Origin of the sequence: Amycolatopsis solani (assembly GCF_033441515.1) — a bacterium.
In the GTDB taxonomy this organism is placed as follows: domain Bacteria; phylum Actinomycetota; class Actinomycetes; order Mycobacteriales; family Pseudonocardiaceae; genus Amycolatopsis; species Amycolatopsis solani.
On record NZ_JAWQJT010000002.1, the window covers coordinates 978,151 to 992,518 of the forward strand.

At 72.5% G+C, this 14,368-nt stretch carries 14 protein-coding genes; 4 read left to right on the forward strand and 10 right to left on the reverse strand.

Annotation, left to right across the window (positions count from 1 at the left end; genetic code table 11):
* Positions 1-2: 2 nt before the first annotated feature.
* The gene (locus SD460_RS25205) at positions 3-1,526 is read right to left on the reverse strand and encodes an FAD-dependent monooxygenase (RefSeq protein ID WP_290051066.1); all 1,524 of its coding nucleotides are present in this window, start codon (positions 1,524-1,526) and stop codon (positions 3-5) included.
* Positions 1,527-1,606: 80 nt separating this feature from the next.
* The gene (locus SD460_RS25210; RefSeq protein ID WP_290051069.1) at positions 1,607-2,218 is read right to left on the reverse strand and encodes a TetR/AcrR family transcriptional regulator; all 612 of its coding nucleotides are present in this window, start codon (positions 2,216-2,218) and stop codon (positions 1,607-1,609) included.
* A 152-nt stretch (positions 2,219-2,370) separates the two neighbouring features.
* On the opposite strand from SD460_RS25210, the gene SD460_RS25215 reads away from it, so the two are divergent.
* Positions 2,371-3,714 (forward strand): MFS transporter, encoded by a 1,344-nt coding sequence (locus SD460_RS25215; RefSeq protein ID WP_290051071.1) that lies wholly within the window; start codon positions 2,371-2,373, stop codon positions 3,712-3,714.
* 64 nt (positions 3,715-3,778) lie between these two features.
* On the opposite strand, the gene SD460_RS25220 is transcribed toward SD460_RS25215, so the two are convergent.
* The 7 genes from SD460_RS25220 to SD460_RS25250 all read right to left on the reverse strand — a co-directional run bounded on the left by SD460_RS25220 (position 3,779) and on the right by SD460_RS25250 (position 9,350).
* The gene (locus SD460_RS25220; RefSeq protein ID WP_318306814.1) at positions 3,779-5,206 is read right to left on the reverse strand and encodes an SPFH domain-containing protein; all 1,428 of its coding nucleotides are present in this window, start codon (positions 5,204-5,206) and stop codon (positions 3,779-3,781) included.
* A gap of 16 nt (positions 5,207-5,222) precedes the next feature.
* A complete protein-coding gene (locus tag SD460_RS25225; RefSeq protein ID WP_290051075.1) occupies positions 5,223-5,711 on the reverse strand; it encodes an SPFH domain-containing protein in 489 nt (162 codons plus the stop codon).
* Complete coding sequence (locus SD460_RS25230) at positions 5,708-6,142, reverse strand: NfeD family protein (protein ID WP_290051077.1); 435 nt, start codon at positions 6,140-6,142, stop codon at positions 5,708-5,710. The genes SD460_RS25225 and SD460_RS25230 overlap by 4 nt, the downstream gene beginning before the upstream one ends.
* Before the next feature lie 84 nt (positions 6,143-6,226).
* A complete protein-coding gene (locus SD460_RS25235) occupies positions 6,227-7,045 on the reverse strand; it encodes a DUF3097 domain-containing protein (protein ID WP_290051080.1) in 819 nt (272 codons plus the stop codon).
* A gap of 51 nt (positions 7,046-7,096) precedes the next feature.
* Complete coding sequence (locus tag SD460_RS25240) at positions 7,097-7,984, reverse strand: aminoglycoside phosphotransferase family protein (RefSeq protein ID WP_290051082.1); 888 nt, start codon at positions 7,982-7,984, stop codon at positions 7,097-7,099.
* Positions 7,969-8,772, reverse strand: a complete 804-nt coding sequence (locus SD460_RS25245; RefSeq protein ID WP_290051083.1) for an SCO1664 family protein — start codon at positions 8,770-8,772, stop codon at positions 7,969-7,971. The genes SD460_RS25240 and SD460_RS25245 overlap by 16 nt, the downstream gene beginning before the upstream one ends.
* A gap of 2 nt (positions 8,773-8,774) precedes the next feature.
* Positions 8,775-9,350 carry a DUF3090 domain-containing protein gene (locus SD460_RS25250; RefSeq protein ID WP_290051085.1) on the reverse strand — a complete coding sequence of 192 codons (576 nt, stop codon included), beginning with the start codon at positions 9,348-9,350 and terminating at the stop codon, positions 8,775-8,777.
* Positions 9,351-9,426: 76 nt separating this feature from the next.
* On the opposite strand from SD460_RS25250, the gene SD460_RS25255 reads away from it, so the two are divergent.
* The 3 genes from SD460_RS25255 to SD460_RS25265 are packed head-to-tail and all read left to right on the forward strand — an operon-like array spanning position 9,427 to position 12,637.
* Complete coding sequence (locus SD460_RS25255) at positions 9,427-11,343, forward strand: prolyl oligopeptidase family serine peptidase (protein WP_290051089.1); 1,917 nt, start codon at positions 9,427-9,429, stop codon at positions 11,341-11,343.
* Positions 11,340-12,239, forward strand: coding sequence for a S66 peptidase family protein (locus tag SD460_RS25260; RefSeq protein WP_318306815.1), 900 nt, complete (start codon positions 11,340-11,342; stop codon positions 12,237-12,239). The genes SD460_RS25255 and SD460_RS25260 overlap by 4 nt, the downstream gene beginning before the upstream one ends.
* Positions 12,236-12,637, forward strand: a complete 402-nt coding sequence (locus SD460_RS25265; protein WP_290051093.1) for a TIGR03668 family PPOX class F420-dependent oxidoreductase — start codon at positions 12,236-12,238, stop codon at positions 12,635-12,637. Before SD460_RS25260 ends, SD460_RS25265 begins: the two co-directional genes overlap by 4 nt.
* A 56-nt stretch (positions 12,638-12,693) precedes the next feature.
* On the opposite strand, the gene mptB is transcribed toward SD460_RS25265, so the two are convergent.
* Positions 12,694-14,229 (reverse strand): polyprenol phosphomannose-dependent alpha 1,6 mannosyltransferase MptB, encoded by a 1,536-nt coding sequence (gene mptB, locus SD460_RS25270; protein WP_290051094.1) that lies wholly within the window; start codon positions 14,227-14,229, stop codon positions 12,694-12,696.
* Positions 14,230-14,368: the final 139 nt, after the last annotated feature.

The following is a 14,368-nucleotide window of genomic DNA, read 5'->3' on the forward strand; positions in this document are numbered from 1 at the left end:
TCCTACATGTCAACCGGGCTGCCGAACCACCGCTCCAGCGCCGCCCGCAGGGCCTTGCGCTCGGTGTCGCCCGGTTCCGGCGAGCTCGACGCCCAAGCGACGTAACCATCGGGCCGGATGAGCAACGCGGTCACCTCTCCCGGCGCCTGGCCCGGCACGAGGTCGACCCGGTCGGTCCAGCCGCGCAGCTCTTCCCCGAGCGAGCCGGTGAAGTCCAGCAGCAGCGGGCGGGCCGTCGTGGTCAGCTCGGCGAGGCGGGTGCCGTCGGCCAGCACCAGGTCCGGGGCCCAGCGGCCGTCGAGGGGGTGGTCGGTGGCCGGTTCGTAGCGGACGTCGGCGCCGGACATCAGGTCGGCGATGTGCTGCACGGTGCCCGGTAGCCGCAGCAGTTCGCCGAACAGTTCGCGCAGCGCGGTGACGTTGCTCCCCGGCGAGATCAGCGCGGACTGGGCCTGGGTGTGCATGACGACGCGTTCGGCGACCGGGCGGCGTTCGCTCTCGTAGGTGTCGAGCAGACCCGCCGGGGCCCAGCCGCGCACCGCCGCGGCGAGTTTCCAGCCGAGGGCGGCCGCGTCCTGCAGGCCGAGGTTGAGGCCGGGGCCGCCGATCGCGGAGTGGATGTGCGCGGCGTCGCCGACCAGCAGGACGCGCCCGTCGCGGTACTTGTCGGCCAGCCGGGTGTTGCGCCCGCGCAACCGCCGCAGCAGGTGCGGCCCGTCGCCTTCGGGCGGGTCGAGCGGCAGGGCGAAGCCGAGGACGCGATGGACGCTGGCGACCTGGTCCTCGAAGGTCATCGGCGGCTCGTCTTCTGCTTCTTCGCCGTCGGTCCACTCCACGGTGCTGATCAGCGGGCCGGTGGGGAACGGCGCGTGGACGAACAGGCCGGTTTCGGTGCGGTAGTGGAAGAACGGCGGGATCACGCCGTGCCCCGGCACCCGCACGCCACCGGACGCGGCGTCGACGAACTCCGCGGGCACGCGTGCGTGCGAGGAGAAGGAGAGCGTGCGATCTTCCGTCACGCCGGGGAAACCGATGCCGGCCAGCTTGCGGGTCGCGCTGCGGCCGCCGTCGGCGCCGACGAGGTACCGGGTGGTGATCCGCGAGGGGCCGTCGGGGCCGGACACGTCGACGGTGACCGTGTCGGCGTCCTGCGTGAGGCCGGTGAGTTCGTGGCCGCGGCGGATTTCGACGCCGAGTTCGGCGGCGCGTTCGGTGAGCATCGCCTCGACGCGTTTCTGCGGTACGCCGAGGATCGTGAGCGGGTTCGGCTCGGTCAGGGTGAGGTCGAGGCGCATCGCCCCGAAGACGAACGCCGGCACGGGCGGGCCGAGCGGGCCGGCCAGCCGCTCGTGGAGCCCACGGCGGTCGAGCAGGCGCACGACCTGGCCGACGAGCCCGTTGGCGCGGTTCTCCGCGGTCGGCTCGGGGAGCCGTTCCAGCACCAGCGGGCGAACGCCGGCGAGGGCGAGTTCGCAGGCGAGCATCAGGCCGTTGGGCCCGGCTCCGGCGATGACGACGTCTTCCATGGCGGAACTCCTTCTCTGGCAAGCACTGCAGGCAGCACGAAATGGCCCGTCGAGCGGGCAGCTGCGGATTCAGGGCAGGGTCAGCGCGGTTCGGGCAGGCCGGCGGCGAGCCGGCCGAACACGTCGCGCAGGAGCGTTTCGAGCGGTGGGGGCGGCTCGGCGACGAGCCACTGCTGGGTGACGACGGTGAGCGCGGCCCCGACGACCCCGGCGACCAGCCGCGGGTAGATGTCCCGGGCCGGGTCGGTGCCGGTGCGTTCGGCGACGGCGGCGGCGAACTCGGCTTCGGCCGCCGCGCCGGCTTTCTGGAACTCGCCCTGCAGTGCGGGTTCCGCGACCATCAGCCGCAGCCCTTCGATCCACGACCGGTCGGCGGCTTGCCCGGTGGGCTCGCCGAGCGGGAACCCCTCGAGCGCCGCCTGGGTGACGGCCTCCCAGATCGGTTCGCCGTCGGGCCGCTCCCGCAGCGCGGCGGCGATCGCCCGCGCCCGGTCGTGGTGGCGGGCGACGATGGCTTCGCCCTTGCTGCCGAAGTAGTTACTGAAGGTCCGGGTGGACACCCCAGCCTCGGCGGCGATGTCTTCGATCCGGACGTTGTCGTAGCCGCGTTCGACGGTCAGCCGGATGGCCGCCCAGCTCAGCGCGATGCGCGTCTCGTGCTTCTTGCGCTCACGCAGGCCTGGGGCGTCCATGAGTCCACCATAGCCGTACTTGCCGAATCTGCAAAGTTGCCGAATCTGCACTTAGTTGGTCACCGACTGGACGAGAATCCGGTCATCGATCGCCGAAACCGTCGACGAGCGTCACACTGTCGTGTGACATCAGTCACCGGAGGTGTTGCGAGATGGTCTTGGGCGACAACGGAGTCACTCACAAGGTGGAGCCGGACAGCAGGTCAGGGCGGGTGCAAGTGCGGCGGGCGGCGCTGGCGAGCGCCATCGGCACGACGATCGAGTGGTACGACTTCTTCCTCTACAACACCGCGGCGGCGCTGGTTTTCCCGCACCTGTTCTTCCCCGCGTCGAGTGCTTACGCGGGTGCGATGCAGTCGTTCGCCACCTACGCGGTCGGGTTCGCCGCGCGCCCGGTCGGGGCCGCGATCTTCGGGCACTGGGGTGACCGGATCGGGCGGAAGGCGACGCTGATCGTCACCCTGCTGCTGATGGGCATCTCCTCCGGCGTCGTCGGGATGCTGCCCGGGACGTCGGCGATCGGGTTCGCCGCACCGCTGCTGCTGGTGCTGCTGCGGCTCGTGCAGGGCATCGCCATCGGCGGTGAGTGGAGCGGCTCGGTGCTGCTCGCGATGGAGTGGGGCGACCAGCGCAAACGCGGCCTGCTCGGCAGTTTCGCGCAGATCGGCGTCCCGGTCGGGCTGGTGCTCGGCACCGGCGGGATGACGCTGCTGTCGGCGACCCTCTCCCCCGCGGCGTTCGACTCCTGGGGCTGGCGGCTGCCGTTCCTGGCCAGCCTGATCCTGGTCGCGGTCGGGCTGGTGATCCGGCTGAAGATCCTCGAGACGCCGATGTTCGCCAAGCTCGTCGAAAACCGGCAGACCGCGAAGACGCCGGTGCTGGACGCGATCCGGCACCACTGGCGCGAAATCCTGCTCTCGGCCGGGGTCCGGTTCAGCGAGCAGATGCCGTTCTACCTGTTCACCAGCTACGTGCTGATCTACGTCGTCGCGCGGCACGAGTTCAGCAAGACGTTCGTGCTCAACGCGGTCCTCGTCGGGGCGGCGTGCGAGCTGGCGCTGATCCCGTTGTTCTCCGCGCTGTCGGACCGCTTCGGGCGCAAGAAGGTGTACCTGACCGGGGCCGTGTTCACCGCCGTGATCGCGTTCCCGTACTTCACGATCCTCGCGCACGGCAGCCACGCGCTGGTGTTCGCCGCGGTCGTGGTGTCGTTCATCCCGCACGCGCTGCAGTACGGCCCGCAGGCGGCGCTGATCGGCGAGAGTTTCCCGACGCACCTGCGCTACGGCGGCGCCGGGCTGGGTTACCAGCTGGCGTCGGTGTTCGCGGGCGGCCCGGCGCCGCTGCTGGCGACGTGGCTGCTGCACACGACCGGGACGCCGTACTCGATCTCGGCCTACATCGTGCTGTCGGCGGTGGTCACGGTGGCGTGCGTGATCGCGCTGAAGGACCGCTCGAAGGCCGACATCGACGACGTTTCCGTGTACCAGCGCTGAAAAGCCGTGAAGGCCTCCTTACCGGCCAATAGAGCCGGTAAGGAGGCCTTCACGGCTTTGCGGGTCAGCGGCGCGGGCCGCCCTGGGGGCCGCCGAACGGGGGCTGCTGCGGGAAGGGCCCGCTGCCCGGGTTCTGCTGCTGCGGGCCGCCGTACTGGCCCGGGGGCGGCGACTGCGGTGCCGGCTGGCCCTGATACTGCTGGGCACCCGGGGGCGGGCCGGCCGGGGACTGCGGCTGCGGCAGCGCGGGCTGGCCGCTCTGCGGGGTCGGCGGCTGCGGCGCCGGGGTGACCTCCGTGCCGCGGTCCTCGTCCTCTTCCGGCGCGGCCTGCGGCTGGGCCGGGCGCGGGATCGACGGCCGCGCGGGCGGCGTCGACGAGGCCCCGATCGCCGGGACCTCCTTGCGAGCCACGGCTTCCGCGGCTGCGACGGCCTCGGCGACCTTCGGGTCGCTCTTCGTCTCGAACCAGCTGGAGACCTCGTCGTCCTCGAGGTCGGGCTTGGCCGGGACGTCGTCGTCCTTCGGCGGCTCGTAGCGGAACACGCCGTCGTCGCCGGGGGCGCCGAGCGCGCGGGCGAAGCCTTCGAGGGCCTTGCCGTAGTCGCTGGGGATCATCCAGACCTTGTTCGCGTCGCCCTGCGCCATCTGCGGCAGCGTCTGCAGGTACTGGTAGGCCAGCACCTCCGGGGTCGGGCGGCCGGCCTTGATCGCGGCGAACACCTTCTCGATCGCCTTCGCCTGGCCCTGCGCCTGCAGGTAGCGCGCGGCCCGCTCACCCTGCGCGCGCAGGATCCGGGACTGCCGCTCGGCCTCGGCCGCGAGGATGGTCGCCTGGCGGGCACCCTCGGCGGAGAGGATCTGGCTCTGCTTCTGGCCTTCCGCGGTCTTGATCGCCGACTCCCGCTGGCCTTCGGCGGTGAGGATCATGGCGCGCTTCTCGCGGTCGGCGCGCATCTGCTTCTCCATCGAGTCCTGGATGGAGGGCGGCGGGTCGATCGCCTTGAGCTCGACCCGGCTCACGCGGATGCCCCACCGGCCGGTCGCTTCGTCCAGCACGCCGCGCAGCTGGGTGTTGATCGAGTCGCGGGAGGTCAGGGTCTGCTCGAGGCTCATGCCACCGACGACGTTGCGGAGCGTGGTGGTGGTCAGCTGCTCGACACCGACGATGTAGTTCGAGATCTCGTACACCGCGGCACGCGAGTCGGTGACCTGGAAGTACACGACCGTGTCGATCGACACCGTCAGGTTGTCTTCGGTGATCACCGGCTGCGGCGGGAACGAGACGACCTGCTCGCGCAGGTCGATCCGGGCGCGCACCTTGTCCAGGAACGGCACGAGGATGTTCAGGCCCGGCGAGGCGACCGTGCGGAACCGGCCGAGCCGCTCGATCACGGCGGACTGCGCCTGCGGCACCACCATGACCGCCTTGGCTATCGTGATGACCACGAGCAGGGCCAAGGCTATGACCAGCCCGATCACAAATCCGGTCAAGAGAATTTCCCCTTACCTAGTACCATTCTTGTGCGGTGGACGGTGTTCCCGGCGCCGCGGGCGGACGCACCGAAAGCTCGAGCTGCTTCACGGCGACGCCCCAGCGGCCGGTGGTGTCGTGCAGGACCGTCCACACTGTACGGTGGAGGTCCCCCGGCGCGGCGACGGCGCGCTCGGCGGTGGTCAGGCCGGCTTCCTGCCGCAGCGCGGTGCGGGTGAGCTGCTCGATCGCGATCGCCGGGTTCGTGACCGTGTAGGTCGCCAGCCGCGGGTCGGTGATCACGAAGACGATTTCGAACCCCGCCTCGACTTCCTTGCCGTCCCCGGTCTCGACGGGCCGCGGCGGGGCGGTCAGGATCTGCTCGCCCAGGTCGACGCGCACCCGGACGCGGTCGGCGAAGGGCAGGACGAAGTGGCGGCCGGGGCCGAGCACGGCGCGGAACTTCCCGAGCCGTTCGATCACCGCGGCGCGGCCTTCGCCGACGGTGACGAGCCCGAGGCTCACGGCTCGGCCGACACGACGGCAGTGGCTCCGGAGATTTCGACGACCGTGACCGACGTACCGGGCTGGATGGGCGGGAGGTGCTCGGACATGCTGCGGGCCGACCAGACGTCGCCGGCCAGCTTCACCCGGCCCGCCTCGAAGTCCACTGTGGACAGGACGACGGCGCGGGCGCCGATCAGCGCGTCGATGCCGGTGTGGTGGGTCGGGCCGGCGAGGAAGCGGCGCTTGAGCGCGGGCCGCACCAGCGCGAGCATGCCGGCGGAGGCGACGGCGAACACGGCGACGTCGATGAACAGGTTCCCGGTGAGCACCTCGGCCCCGGCGCCGAACAGCGCCCCGACCCCCAGCATGATCAGCACGAAGTCGCCGGAGACGACCTCCGCGATCATCAGGGCGATGCCGACGATCAACCAGACCAGTGCCCAAGACATGGCTTCATGCTCTCAGATCGCGCCGGATCGCACCGGCGCGGTGACGGGACGTAACCTTCGCGTGACCTTGGACAAATCGGACATTCAGTCCTCCTCGGCGGGTTCGGTGACGAAGTCGATGAGCCGCTCCACGGCCCCGATGAGCGGGGTCTCGAGGTCGCGGAAACTGCTCACCCCGCTCAGGACACGTTGCCAGCCTTCGAAAGGTTGCCCCCAGCCGAGCGCGTCGCAGATCCCCTGCTTCCACTCGGTGCCGCGCGGGATCTTCGGCCACGCGCGGATCCCGACCGCCTCAGGCCGCACGGCTTCCCAGACGTCGATGTAGGGGTGGCCGGTGACCAGCACGTTCTCGTCGCGGATCGCCCCGACGAGCCGGGACTCCTTGCTGCCCGGCACGAGGTGGTCGACCAGCACGCCCAGGCGGCGGCCGGGACCGGTGCCGAACTCGGCGATCCGGTCGGCGAGCACGTCGACGCCGTCCAGCGGTTCGACGACGACGCCTTCGACGCGCAGGTCGTGGCCCCAGACGCGTTCGACGAGCTCGGCGTCGTGCTTGCCTTCGACCCAGATGCGGGAGTCGCGCGCGACACGGGCCTGCAGGCCCTGGACCTTGACCGAGCCGGACGCCGAGAGCTGCCGGGCGGGTGCCTTCGCCGGGGCGCGGTAGGGCACGAGCGTCACCGGCTTGCCTTCCAGCAGGAAGCCGGCGGGGGCGAGCGGGAAGACGCGGTGGCGGCCCTTGGCGTCTTCGAGCACGACGTTGCCGTACTCGATCTTCACCACCGCGCCGCAGAAGCCGCCGGCCGGGTCCTCGACCACGAGACCGGGTTCGGCGGGGACCTCCGGCACCTTCTTGCGGCGTCGGCCGGCGAGCACGTCGTCGTCATAGGAGTGGGAGCGCACGACCAGGCAACTTAGTGGGCGGAGGGACCCGGCGGGGTCGTGCCACGCCGGTCAGCGGGCCAGTTCGAGCAGGGCGTCGGTGAACGGCGTGCGCTCGCCCCGGCGCAGCGGCGCGTGGGCGGCCAGCGGTGCCAGCGCGGCGCACCACGCGAGGGCGCGTCCGGCGTCGAGGCCCGGCAGGTGCGGGCGGAGGGCCTCGACGCCGTCGTCGAGCGTGCCGCCGGCGGCCAGCGGCAGGTAGAGCCAGTCGGCGAGGTCGAAGGCCGGGTCGCCGACGCTCGGGCGCGGGTCGATGGCCACCGGGCCGCGGCGGGGGCCGGCGTCGAGGACGTTGCCCGGGTGCAGGTCGCCGTGCACGACCGCGACCGGGCCGTCCCCGGCCAGCGCCATCGCCCGGGCACGGGCCCTCGCGAGCACTTCGGGGGTCAGGTCGGTCTCGGCCGCGGAACCGGGGACGGTGCGCTCGGTGATGTCGTACATGAACGTCACCCGGTCGGTCAGCGGCGGCAGGTCCGGCGGGGGCTCGACGCCGTGCAGCTCGGCGAGCAGCGCGCCGATCTCGGGCCACGGCACTTCGCGGCCGCGCAGTTCGGTGCCGGGGACCAGGCCTTCGAGCAGAATCGCCCCGGCACCGAGGTCGGTGTCGAGGACCTCCACGGCCCGCGAGCAGCCGGCCCAGGCCCGGAGCCCGGCGAATTCGAGCCGGGCGACTTCGTGGTCCGGGGTCAGCTTGAGCACCCGCGGGTCACCGTCGGGTCCGGTGCACAGCAGGGTGCGGCCGGAGTTGCCGGGCCGGACCTCGCGGACGGTCAGGCCCCAGTTCGCGCTCAGGCGGCCGACCAGGCCGGGCAGCGCGTCGCACCAGGGGCCGGCGAGTTCGGCGCCGAAGCGGCGGACGAGCCGGGCTCGGGCCTCGGCGTCGATCAGAACAGGGGCCAAGGGATGGCGCGCCAGTCGTCGCCGGGCTCGGGGAAGATGCCTTCGGCGAGCAGCAGGTCGGTGCGTTCGGCGAGGGCGCGGATCTCGAAGCGGGTGATGTGCTCGGCCAGGGTCTCGCCGAGTTCGCCGTCGAGCTCGGAACGCAGTTTGCGCAGCTTCTCGACGGTGTCCGGCGGCACCGGCTCGCCGATCCAGCCCCACAGCACGGTGCGCAGCTTCGGGTCGGTGTGCAGGCAGATGCCGTGGTCGACGCCGTAGACCCGGCCGTCGACGCCGGGCAGTAGGTGCCCGCCCTTGCGGTCGGTGTTGTTGACGACGATGTCGAGCACGGCGAGGTCGCGCAGCCCGGGGTGGTCGGCGTGGGCCAGCACCGCAGGCTCGCCGTCGCGGTCGTGGGCGTGCAGCACCGGGCGCCAGCCGTCGGGCAGCTCGGCGGGCGGGAGGACCTCGACGAGGTCGTCCTCGGTGGTTTCGATCCACAGCTGGACCATGCCGGGACCGAACGGCCCGTCGCGCAGCACGGTCGGCGGGATCGCGCCGAGGCCGGTGGCGTCGGCGATGATCGCGGTGGCGACCTCGCGCCCGGCCAGCGTGCCGTCGGGGAAGTCCCACAGCGGCCGCTCCCCCGACACCGGCTTGTACACGACCCGGCCGGTGACGCCGTCGAGCTCGATGGCGCAGAACAGGGTGACGTTGGAGGCGTCCACCAGCCGTCCCTCGACGTCGATGCGGCCGCGGGTGACCAGCTCGCGCGACGCCGGGTCGGCCGGGTCGGGGGTGGGGACCATGGTCAGTCTTCGTCCGCGTCGGTCTCGCGCCGGTAGCCGTTCTGCCGGGGGCAGATGTGGCCGGCCGGGTCGAGCGGCTCGCCGCACAGCGGGCACGGCTTGCGGCCGGCGTTGACGACGCGGTCGGCTCGTTCGGCGAAGGCGCGGGCGGCGGCCGGGCTGAGGAAGACGCGGACGGCGTCCGGGCCCTCCTCGGTGTCGTCGAGCACGACCGTTTCGTCGACCTCGCCCTCGGTGATGGCGAGCAGCTCGATGACGACGGCGCTGCTGTCGGCGTCCCAGCCGAGGCCCATGGTGCCGACGCGGAACTCCTCCTCGACCGGCACGGTGAGGGGATCGAGGTCGACGAGGTCGTCCGGGGCGTCATCGGGGACGTCGGCACCGAACCGGCTGGCGACCTCTTCGAGCAGCGAGCTGAGGCGCTCCGCGAGGACGACGACCTGCTGCTTTTCGATCGTGACGCTGATGGTGCGCACGTCCTCGGAAGCTTGCAGGTAGAACGTGCGATCGCCGGGCTCGCCGACGGTGCCGGCGACGAACCGATCCGGCTGGCGGAAGACGTGGATTACGCGAGACATAGCACCGTCGACCCTAGGCCACGGCGGCATGATCGGCATCCGCCGCCCCTGGTTCGCGGGCCGCTAGCCTCTGGGGGTGTCTCGGATCTCCCCGTACGGAACCTGGTCTTCGCCCATCACCGCCGCCGAGGTGGCCGCCGCCGGCGGCGGCCCGCAGTGGCTCGACGTCGTCGGGGACGAGGTGTGGTGGGCCGAGGCGCGGCCCGGTGAGCAGGGGCGGGTCGCGCTGGTGAAGGCCGTTCCCGGCGGGACGGAGGACGTCCTGCCGGCACCGTGGAACGTCCGCAACCGGCTGCACGAGTACGGCGGGCGGCCGTGGGCGGTCACCGGCGGTGTCGTGGTGTTCACGCACTGGGTGGATCAGCGGGTTTACGCGCTGAGCGAAACCGGTGTGGTGCCGCTGACACCGGAGCCCGCCGAGCCGCAGGGCGTCCGGTACGGGGACCTGCGGGCCGGGCGGCCGGGTGAGGTGTGGGCGGTGCGGGAGCGCGCCACCGGGCCGCGGCCGACGGACGTCGAGCGGGAACTCGTCGCGATCGCGGTCGACGGTGGCGGGGAGCGGGTGCTGGCCGCGAGCCACCGGTTCCTGACCGTGGCGAAGCTGTCCCCGGACGGGCGGCACGCGGCCTGGTTCGGCTGGGACCACCCGGCGATGCCGTGGGACGGGACCGAGCTGTGCGTGGCCCCGGTCGCCGCGGACGGGTCGTTCGGGCCGCACGAGGTGCTGGCCGGCGGCGCGGACGTCTCGGTCTGCCAGGTCGAGTGGGAGACGTCGTCGGCGTTGCTGGCGCTGCTGGACCCGGACGGCTGGTGGAACCTGCACCGGGTCGGCCTGGACGGCTCGGTGGTGAACCTCGCGCCGGTGGAGCGGGAGCTGGGCGGGCCGCTGTGGAAGGCGGGCTCGCGCTGGTTCGCCCCGCTGGGCGGCGGGCGGCACGCGGTGCTGGCGGGCGGCCGGCTGGCGGTGCTCGACGAGGCCGACGGCTCGGTGACGCCGCTCGGCGAGGAGCTGACGGCGTGGTCGTCGACGGGGTTCGCCCCCTTCGGTGACGGGTTCGCCGGCGTCGCCGCGGGTCCGGTGCGGGAAGCGGCGGTGGTGCACGTGAGCGGTTCGGCGGTCACGGAGCTGACGTCGCCGCCGGAGGCGCCGTCGGAGTACCTGCCGGTGCCGCAGGAGCGGGTGATCACGACCGCGGACGGCGACGAGGTGCCGGTGGTGCTGTACCGGCCGGCGAACCCGGCGTTCGAGGCGCCCGAGGGTGAGCTGCCGCCGTTGCTGGTGCAGGTCCACGGCGGGCCGACCGGGCAGCACTTCCCGGTGCTGGACCTGGAGATCGCGTACTTCACCAGCCGCGGCATCGCGGTGGCGGCGGTGAACTACGGCGGGTCGACCGGGTTCGGGCGGGCCTACCGGGAGCGGCTGCGCGAGCAGTGGGGCGTGGTGGACGTGGCCGACTGCGTGGCGGTGGCCGAGGCATTGGTGGCGGCCGGGCTGGCCGACGGTGAGCGGCTGGCGATCCGCGGCGGCAGCGCGGGCGGGTTCACCGCGGCTGCGTCGCTGACCACGACGAAGACGTACCGGGCGGGCACGGTGATGTACCCGGTGCTGGACCTGGCCGGGTGGACCGGGACCGGGGGCGACACGCACGACTTCGAGTCGCGGTACCTGGACGGGCTGGTCGGGCCGCTGCCGTCGGCGAAGCAGCGTTACCTCGAGCGGTCGCCGCTGGCGAACGCCGGGACGCTGGCCGGGCCGGTGCTGTTCCAGCAGGGCCTGGAAGACCGGATCTGCCCGCCGGAGCAGGCGGACCGGTTCGTGGCCGGGCTGGCCGGCCGTGGCATCCCGTACGCCTACCAGCGCTTCCCCGGTGAGCAGCACGGGTTCCGGCAGGCGGCGACGATCGTGGCGGCGCTGGAGGCGGAGCTGTCGTTCTACGGTCAGGTGCTGGGCTTCGAGACGCCGGGTGTGCCGCGGCTGGAGCTGTCCCGGTGAGGCCGCCGCGGTTGCGGGCCGGCGACACGCTGGCGCTGGTGGCGCCGTCCGGGCCGGTGCCGGCGGACCTGCTGGAGAAGGCGCTGCCGGTGCTGAGCGGCTGGGGTGTCGAGGTGCGGGTCGGGCCGTGCGTGCGTGCTTCGCCCGGATCGCCGCCGTACCTGTCCGGTTCGGACGCGGCGCGGGCCGCGGAGTTCACCGAGGCGTGGCTCGACCCCGGCGTGCGCTGCGTGCTGGCGGCGCGGGGCGGGTACGGGGCGCAGCGGATGCTGGGCCTGGTGGACTGGGCGGCGTTGCGGGACGCGGGCCCGAAGGTGCTGGCCGGGTCTTCGGACGTCACGGCGCTGCACCGGGCGGTGGACGTCCACTTGGGACTGTCCAGTTTGTTCTCCCCGATGCCGGCGAGCGTGCTGTTCGACGACTTCGCGGTCGAGCACCTGCGGCGGGCGTTGTTCGAGCCCGAGCGGAACCTCGTCGTCCGCGGTGGCGCCGCGTTGGTGCCGGGGCGGGCATCGGGGGTGCTGACGGGCGGGAACCTGTCGTTGCTGGCGTCGGGGCTGGGAACGCCGGAGGCGGGTTCGGCGCGTGATGCGGTGGTGCTGCTGGAGGACGTGACGGAGAGCGTGTACCGGCTGGACCGGATGCTGACGCAGCTGCTGCGCGCGGGCTGGTTCGACGGCGTCCGCGGGATCGTGCTGGGCTCGTGGGCGGCGTGCGGCGACCCGGCGGAGGTGCGTTCGCTGCTGCTGGAGCGGCTGGGGCCGCTGGGGGTGCCGGTGGTCGAGGAGTTCGGGTTCGGGCACGTGGCGTCGTCGCCCACGGTGCCGCTGGGCGTGCCGGTGACGCTGGACGCGGACCTGGGGACGCTGACGTTCGACTCCCCCGCGCTGACATGACCCCGGAAGAGGCACGCTCCCGCTTCGCGGCGGCACGGGTGGCGCGGCTGGCGACGGTGTCGGCGGCGGGGGTCCCGCACCTGGTGCCGGTGACGTTCGCGGTGCGCGGCGAGTCCGTGGTGTTCGCGGTGGACCACAAACCGAAGTCGACGACGTCGCTGCGGCGGCTGCGCAACATCGCGGAGAACCCGGCGGTGTGCTTCCTGGCCGACGGCTACGACGAGGACTGGTCGCGGCTGTGGTGGGCCCGCGCGGACGGCACCGCGCGGGTACTGCCGCCGGGTGCCGAGCCGGTGTCATGGCTGGTGGCGAAGTACGCGCAGTACCGTGAGCGCCCGCCGGAGCACGCGGTGGTGGTGACTTCGGTCCACACCTGGCGTGGCTGGACCGGGTCGTGAGTGTTCAGTCGGGTTCTAACCCGCCTGAACACTCACGACCCGGGCGTGCGCGAAAGTCAGTCGCGGAGGAACTTCTCCGGGCGGCGCCAGGCGTCGATGATGCCCAGCGGGTCGGGGCGCAGCAGGGACGCCGCCGAGTAGAGGCTGGCCACCACGACCAGGGCGATGAACCACCAGTCGTAGAGGGCCTGCTCGCCGGTCGGGTAGTACACCAGCGTCACGAACACCGACACGGCCACCACCAGCGCCAGGTGCCGCGGCTGCCACTTGAACGCCGACAGGAGCACGAAACCCCAGGTCAGGTACCACGGCAGGGTCGGCGGCATGAGGATCGCCACCGCGAGCAGCGAGATGCCCGCGCGGTAGACGGCCTCGGTGCCGCCGCCGCGGCCGAGCCACCACTGGCGGACGCCGAACGCGATCAGCAGCAGCATGCCCGCCGCGCGGGCGACCGTGACGAACGGCGAGACCTGGACGTCCACGACCAGGTGGACCAGGTTGTAGAACACCTCACCGATGCCGGTCGGGATGTTGAGCCAGTTCGCGATGAGCTGCGGGGCCTTGAGCCCGGACCACCAGCCCATGTTCAGCGAGCCCAGCGAGATCCACGTGCCCGCGACGAACACCGGCAGGAACAGGCCCACCGAAGCCGCGCCGGCGCGCAGGAAGTTGCGGACCTTCGACTCGCCTTCGAGGTGGTTGGCCCACATCCAGACGATGAACGGCAGCGCGATCGCGGCCGTCGGCTTGATCAGCATGCCGACCGTCACCAGCACGACCGCGAGGACGTGCTTGCGTTCCAGCGCGGCGAGGACGCCGATGGTGAGGAACGCGAGCATCATCAGGTCGTTGTGCGGGCCGCCGAAGAGGTGGATCACCATCATCGGGCTGGCCACCGCGAGCCACAGCGCGACCGGGAGCTTGCCGCCGAGGTGCTTGACCAGCCGCGGGAGCGCCCACAGCGTGCCCGCGAGGCCCGCCAGCAGCACGACGCGCATCAGGATGACGCCGAGGATCATGTTGTCGCCGGTGGTGGCGACGACGCCCTTGGAGATCAGCAGGAACAGCGGCCCGTACGGCGCCGGCGTGGTCTGCCAGAGCGGGTGGACGTTCTGCACGACGTTCGGCAGCACGTCGAGCTCGGCGGGGCCGTTGGCGTAGGGGTCGAGCCCGTAGAGCAGCTGGGCGCCCTGGCCGAGGTAGGAGAAGACGTCGCGGGTGAACAGCGGCGGCGAGATGAGCAGCGGCGCCATCCAGCAGCCGGCGGCGACCAGGATCGGGCGGCTGCCGATGCGCCCGGCCAGCACGTAGCGGCCGAGGCGGACCCAGGCCCACACCACGAGGCCGAAGCCGGTGTAGAGCACGGCGTTGGCGAGCATGCGCCCGTGGCCGTAGCGGATCCACGAGAGCGGGCCGTGGCCGAGCACGGGATCGTTGATCAGGATGCCGCCCGCACCGAAGGCGGCGAGCATCAGCAGGGTGCTCCCGACGGTGCCCATCGCGATCGTCCGGTACGGGAATCGCGAGGGCACGCGGAGCCGCTCGGCCAGTCCGGCCGAGGGCGTCTGTGCGGGGTCGGTGGTGGTCGCCATTTCCGTTCGGAGATTACACACCGCGCTCGGGCGGGGTTCCCGCAGTGTCAGGTTTCCGGCGGCCCGGCCCGGATCGGCGCTGGGAGGTCCGGTCCTCGTGGCGGGTGGCGATGCCGGCGCCGGACGCGGCAGGGCTCCG

Excerpts from the sequence above, each read along its gene's own strand:
- SD460_RS25215 (WP_290051071.1), top strand. The coding sequence starts at position 2,371 with ATGGTCTTGGGCGACAACGGAGTCACTCACAAGGTGGAGCCGGACAGC.
- SD460_RS25250 (WP_290051085.1), bottom strand. The coding sequence starts at position 9,350 with ATGTCTCGCGTAATCCACGTCTTCCGCCAGCCGGATCGGTTCGTCGCC.
- SD460_RS25245 (WP_290051083.1), bottom strand. The coding sequence starts at position 8,772 with ATGGTCCCCACCCCCGACCCGGCCGACCCGGCGTCGCGCGAGCTGGTC.
- SD460_RS25210 (WP_290051069.1), bottom strand. The coding sequence starts at position 2,218 with ATGGACGCCCCAGGCCTGCGTGAGCGCAAGAAGCACGAGACGCGCATC.
- SD460_RS25205 (WP_290051066.1), bottom strand. The coding sequence starts at position 1,526 with ATGGAAGACGTCGTCATCGCCGGAGCCGGGCCCAACGGCCTGATGCTC.
- mptB (WP_290051094.1), bottom strand. The coding sequence starts at position 14,229 with ATGGCGACCACCACCGACCCCGCACAGACGCCCTCGGCCGGACTGGCC.
- SD460_RS25230 (WP_290051077.1), bottom strand. The coding sequence starts at position 6,142 with ATGTCTTGGGCACTGGTCTGGTTGATCGTCGGCATCGCCCTGATGATC.
- SD460_RS25265 (WP_290051093.1), top strand. The coding sequence starts at position 12,236 with ATGACCCCGGAAGAGGCACGCTCCCGCTTCGCGGCGGCACGGGTGGCG.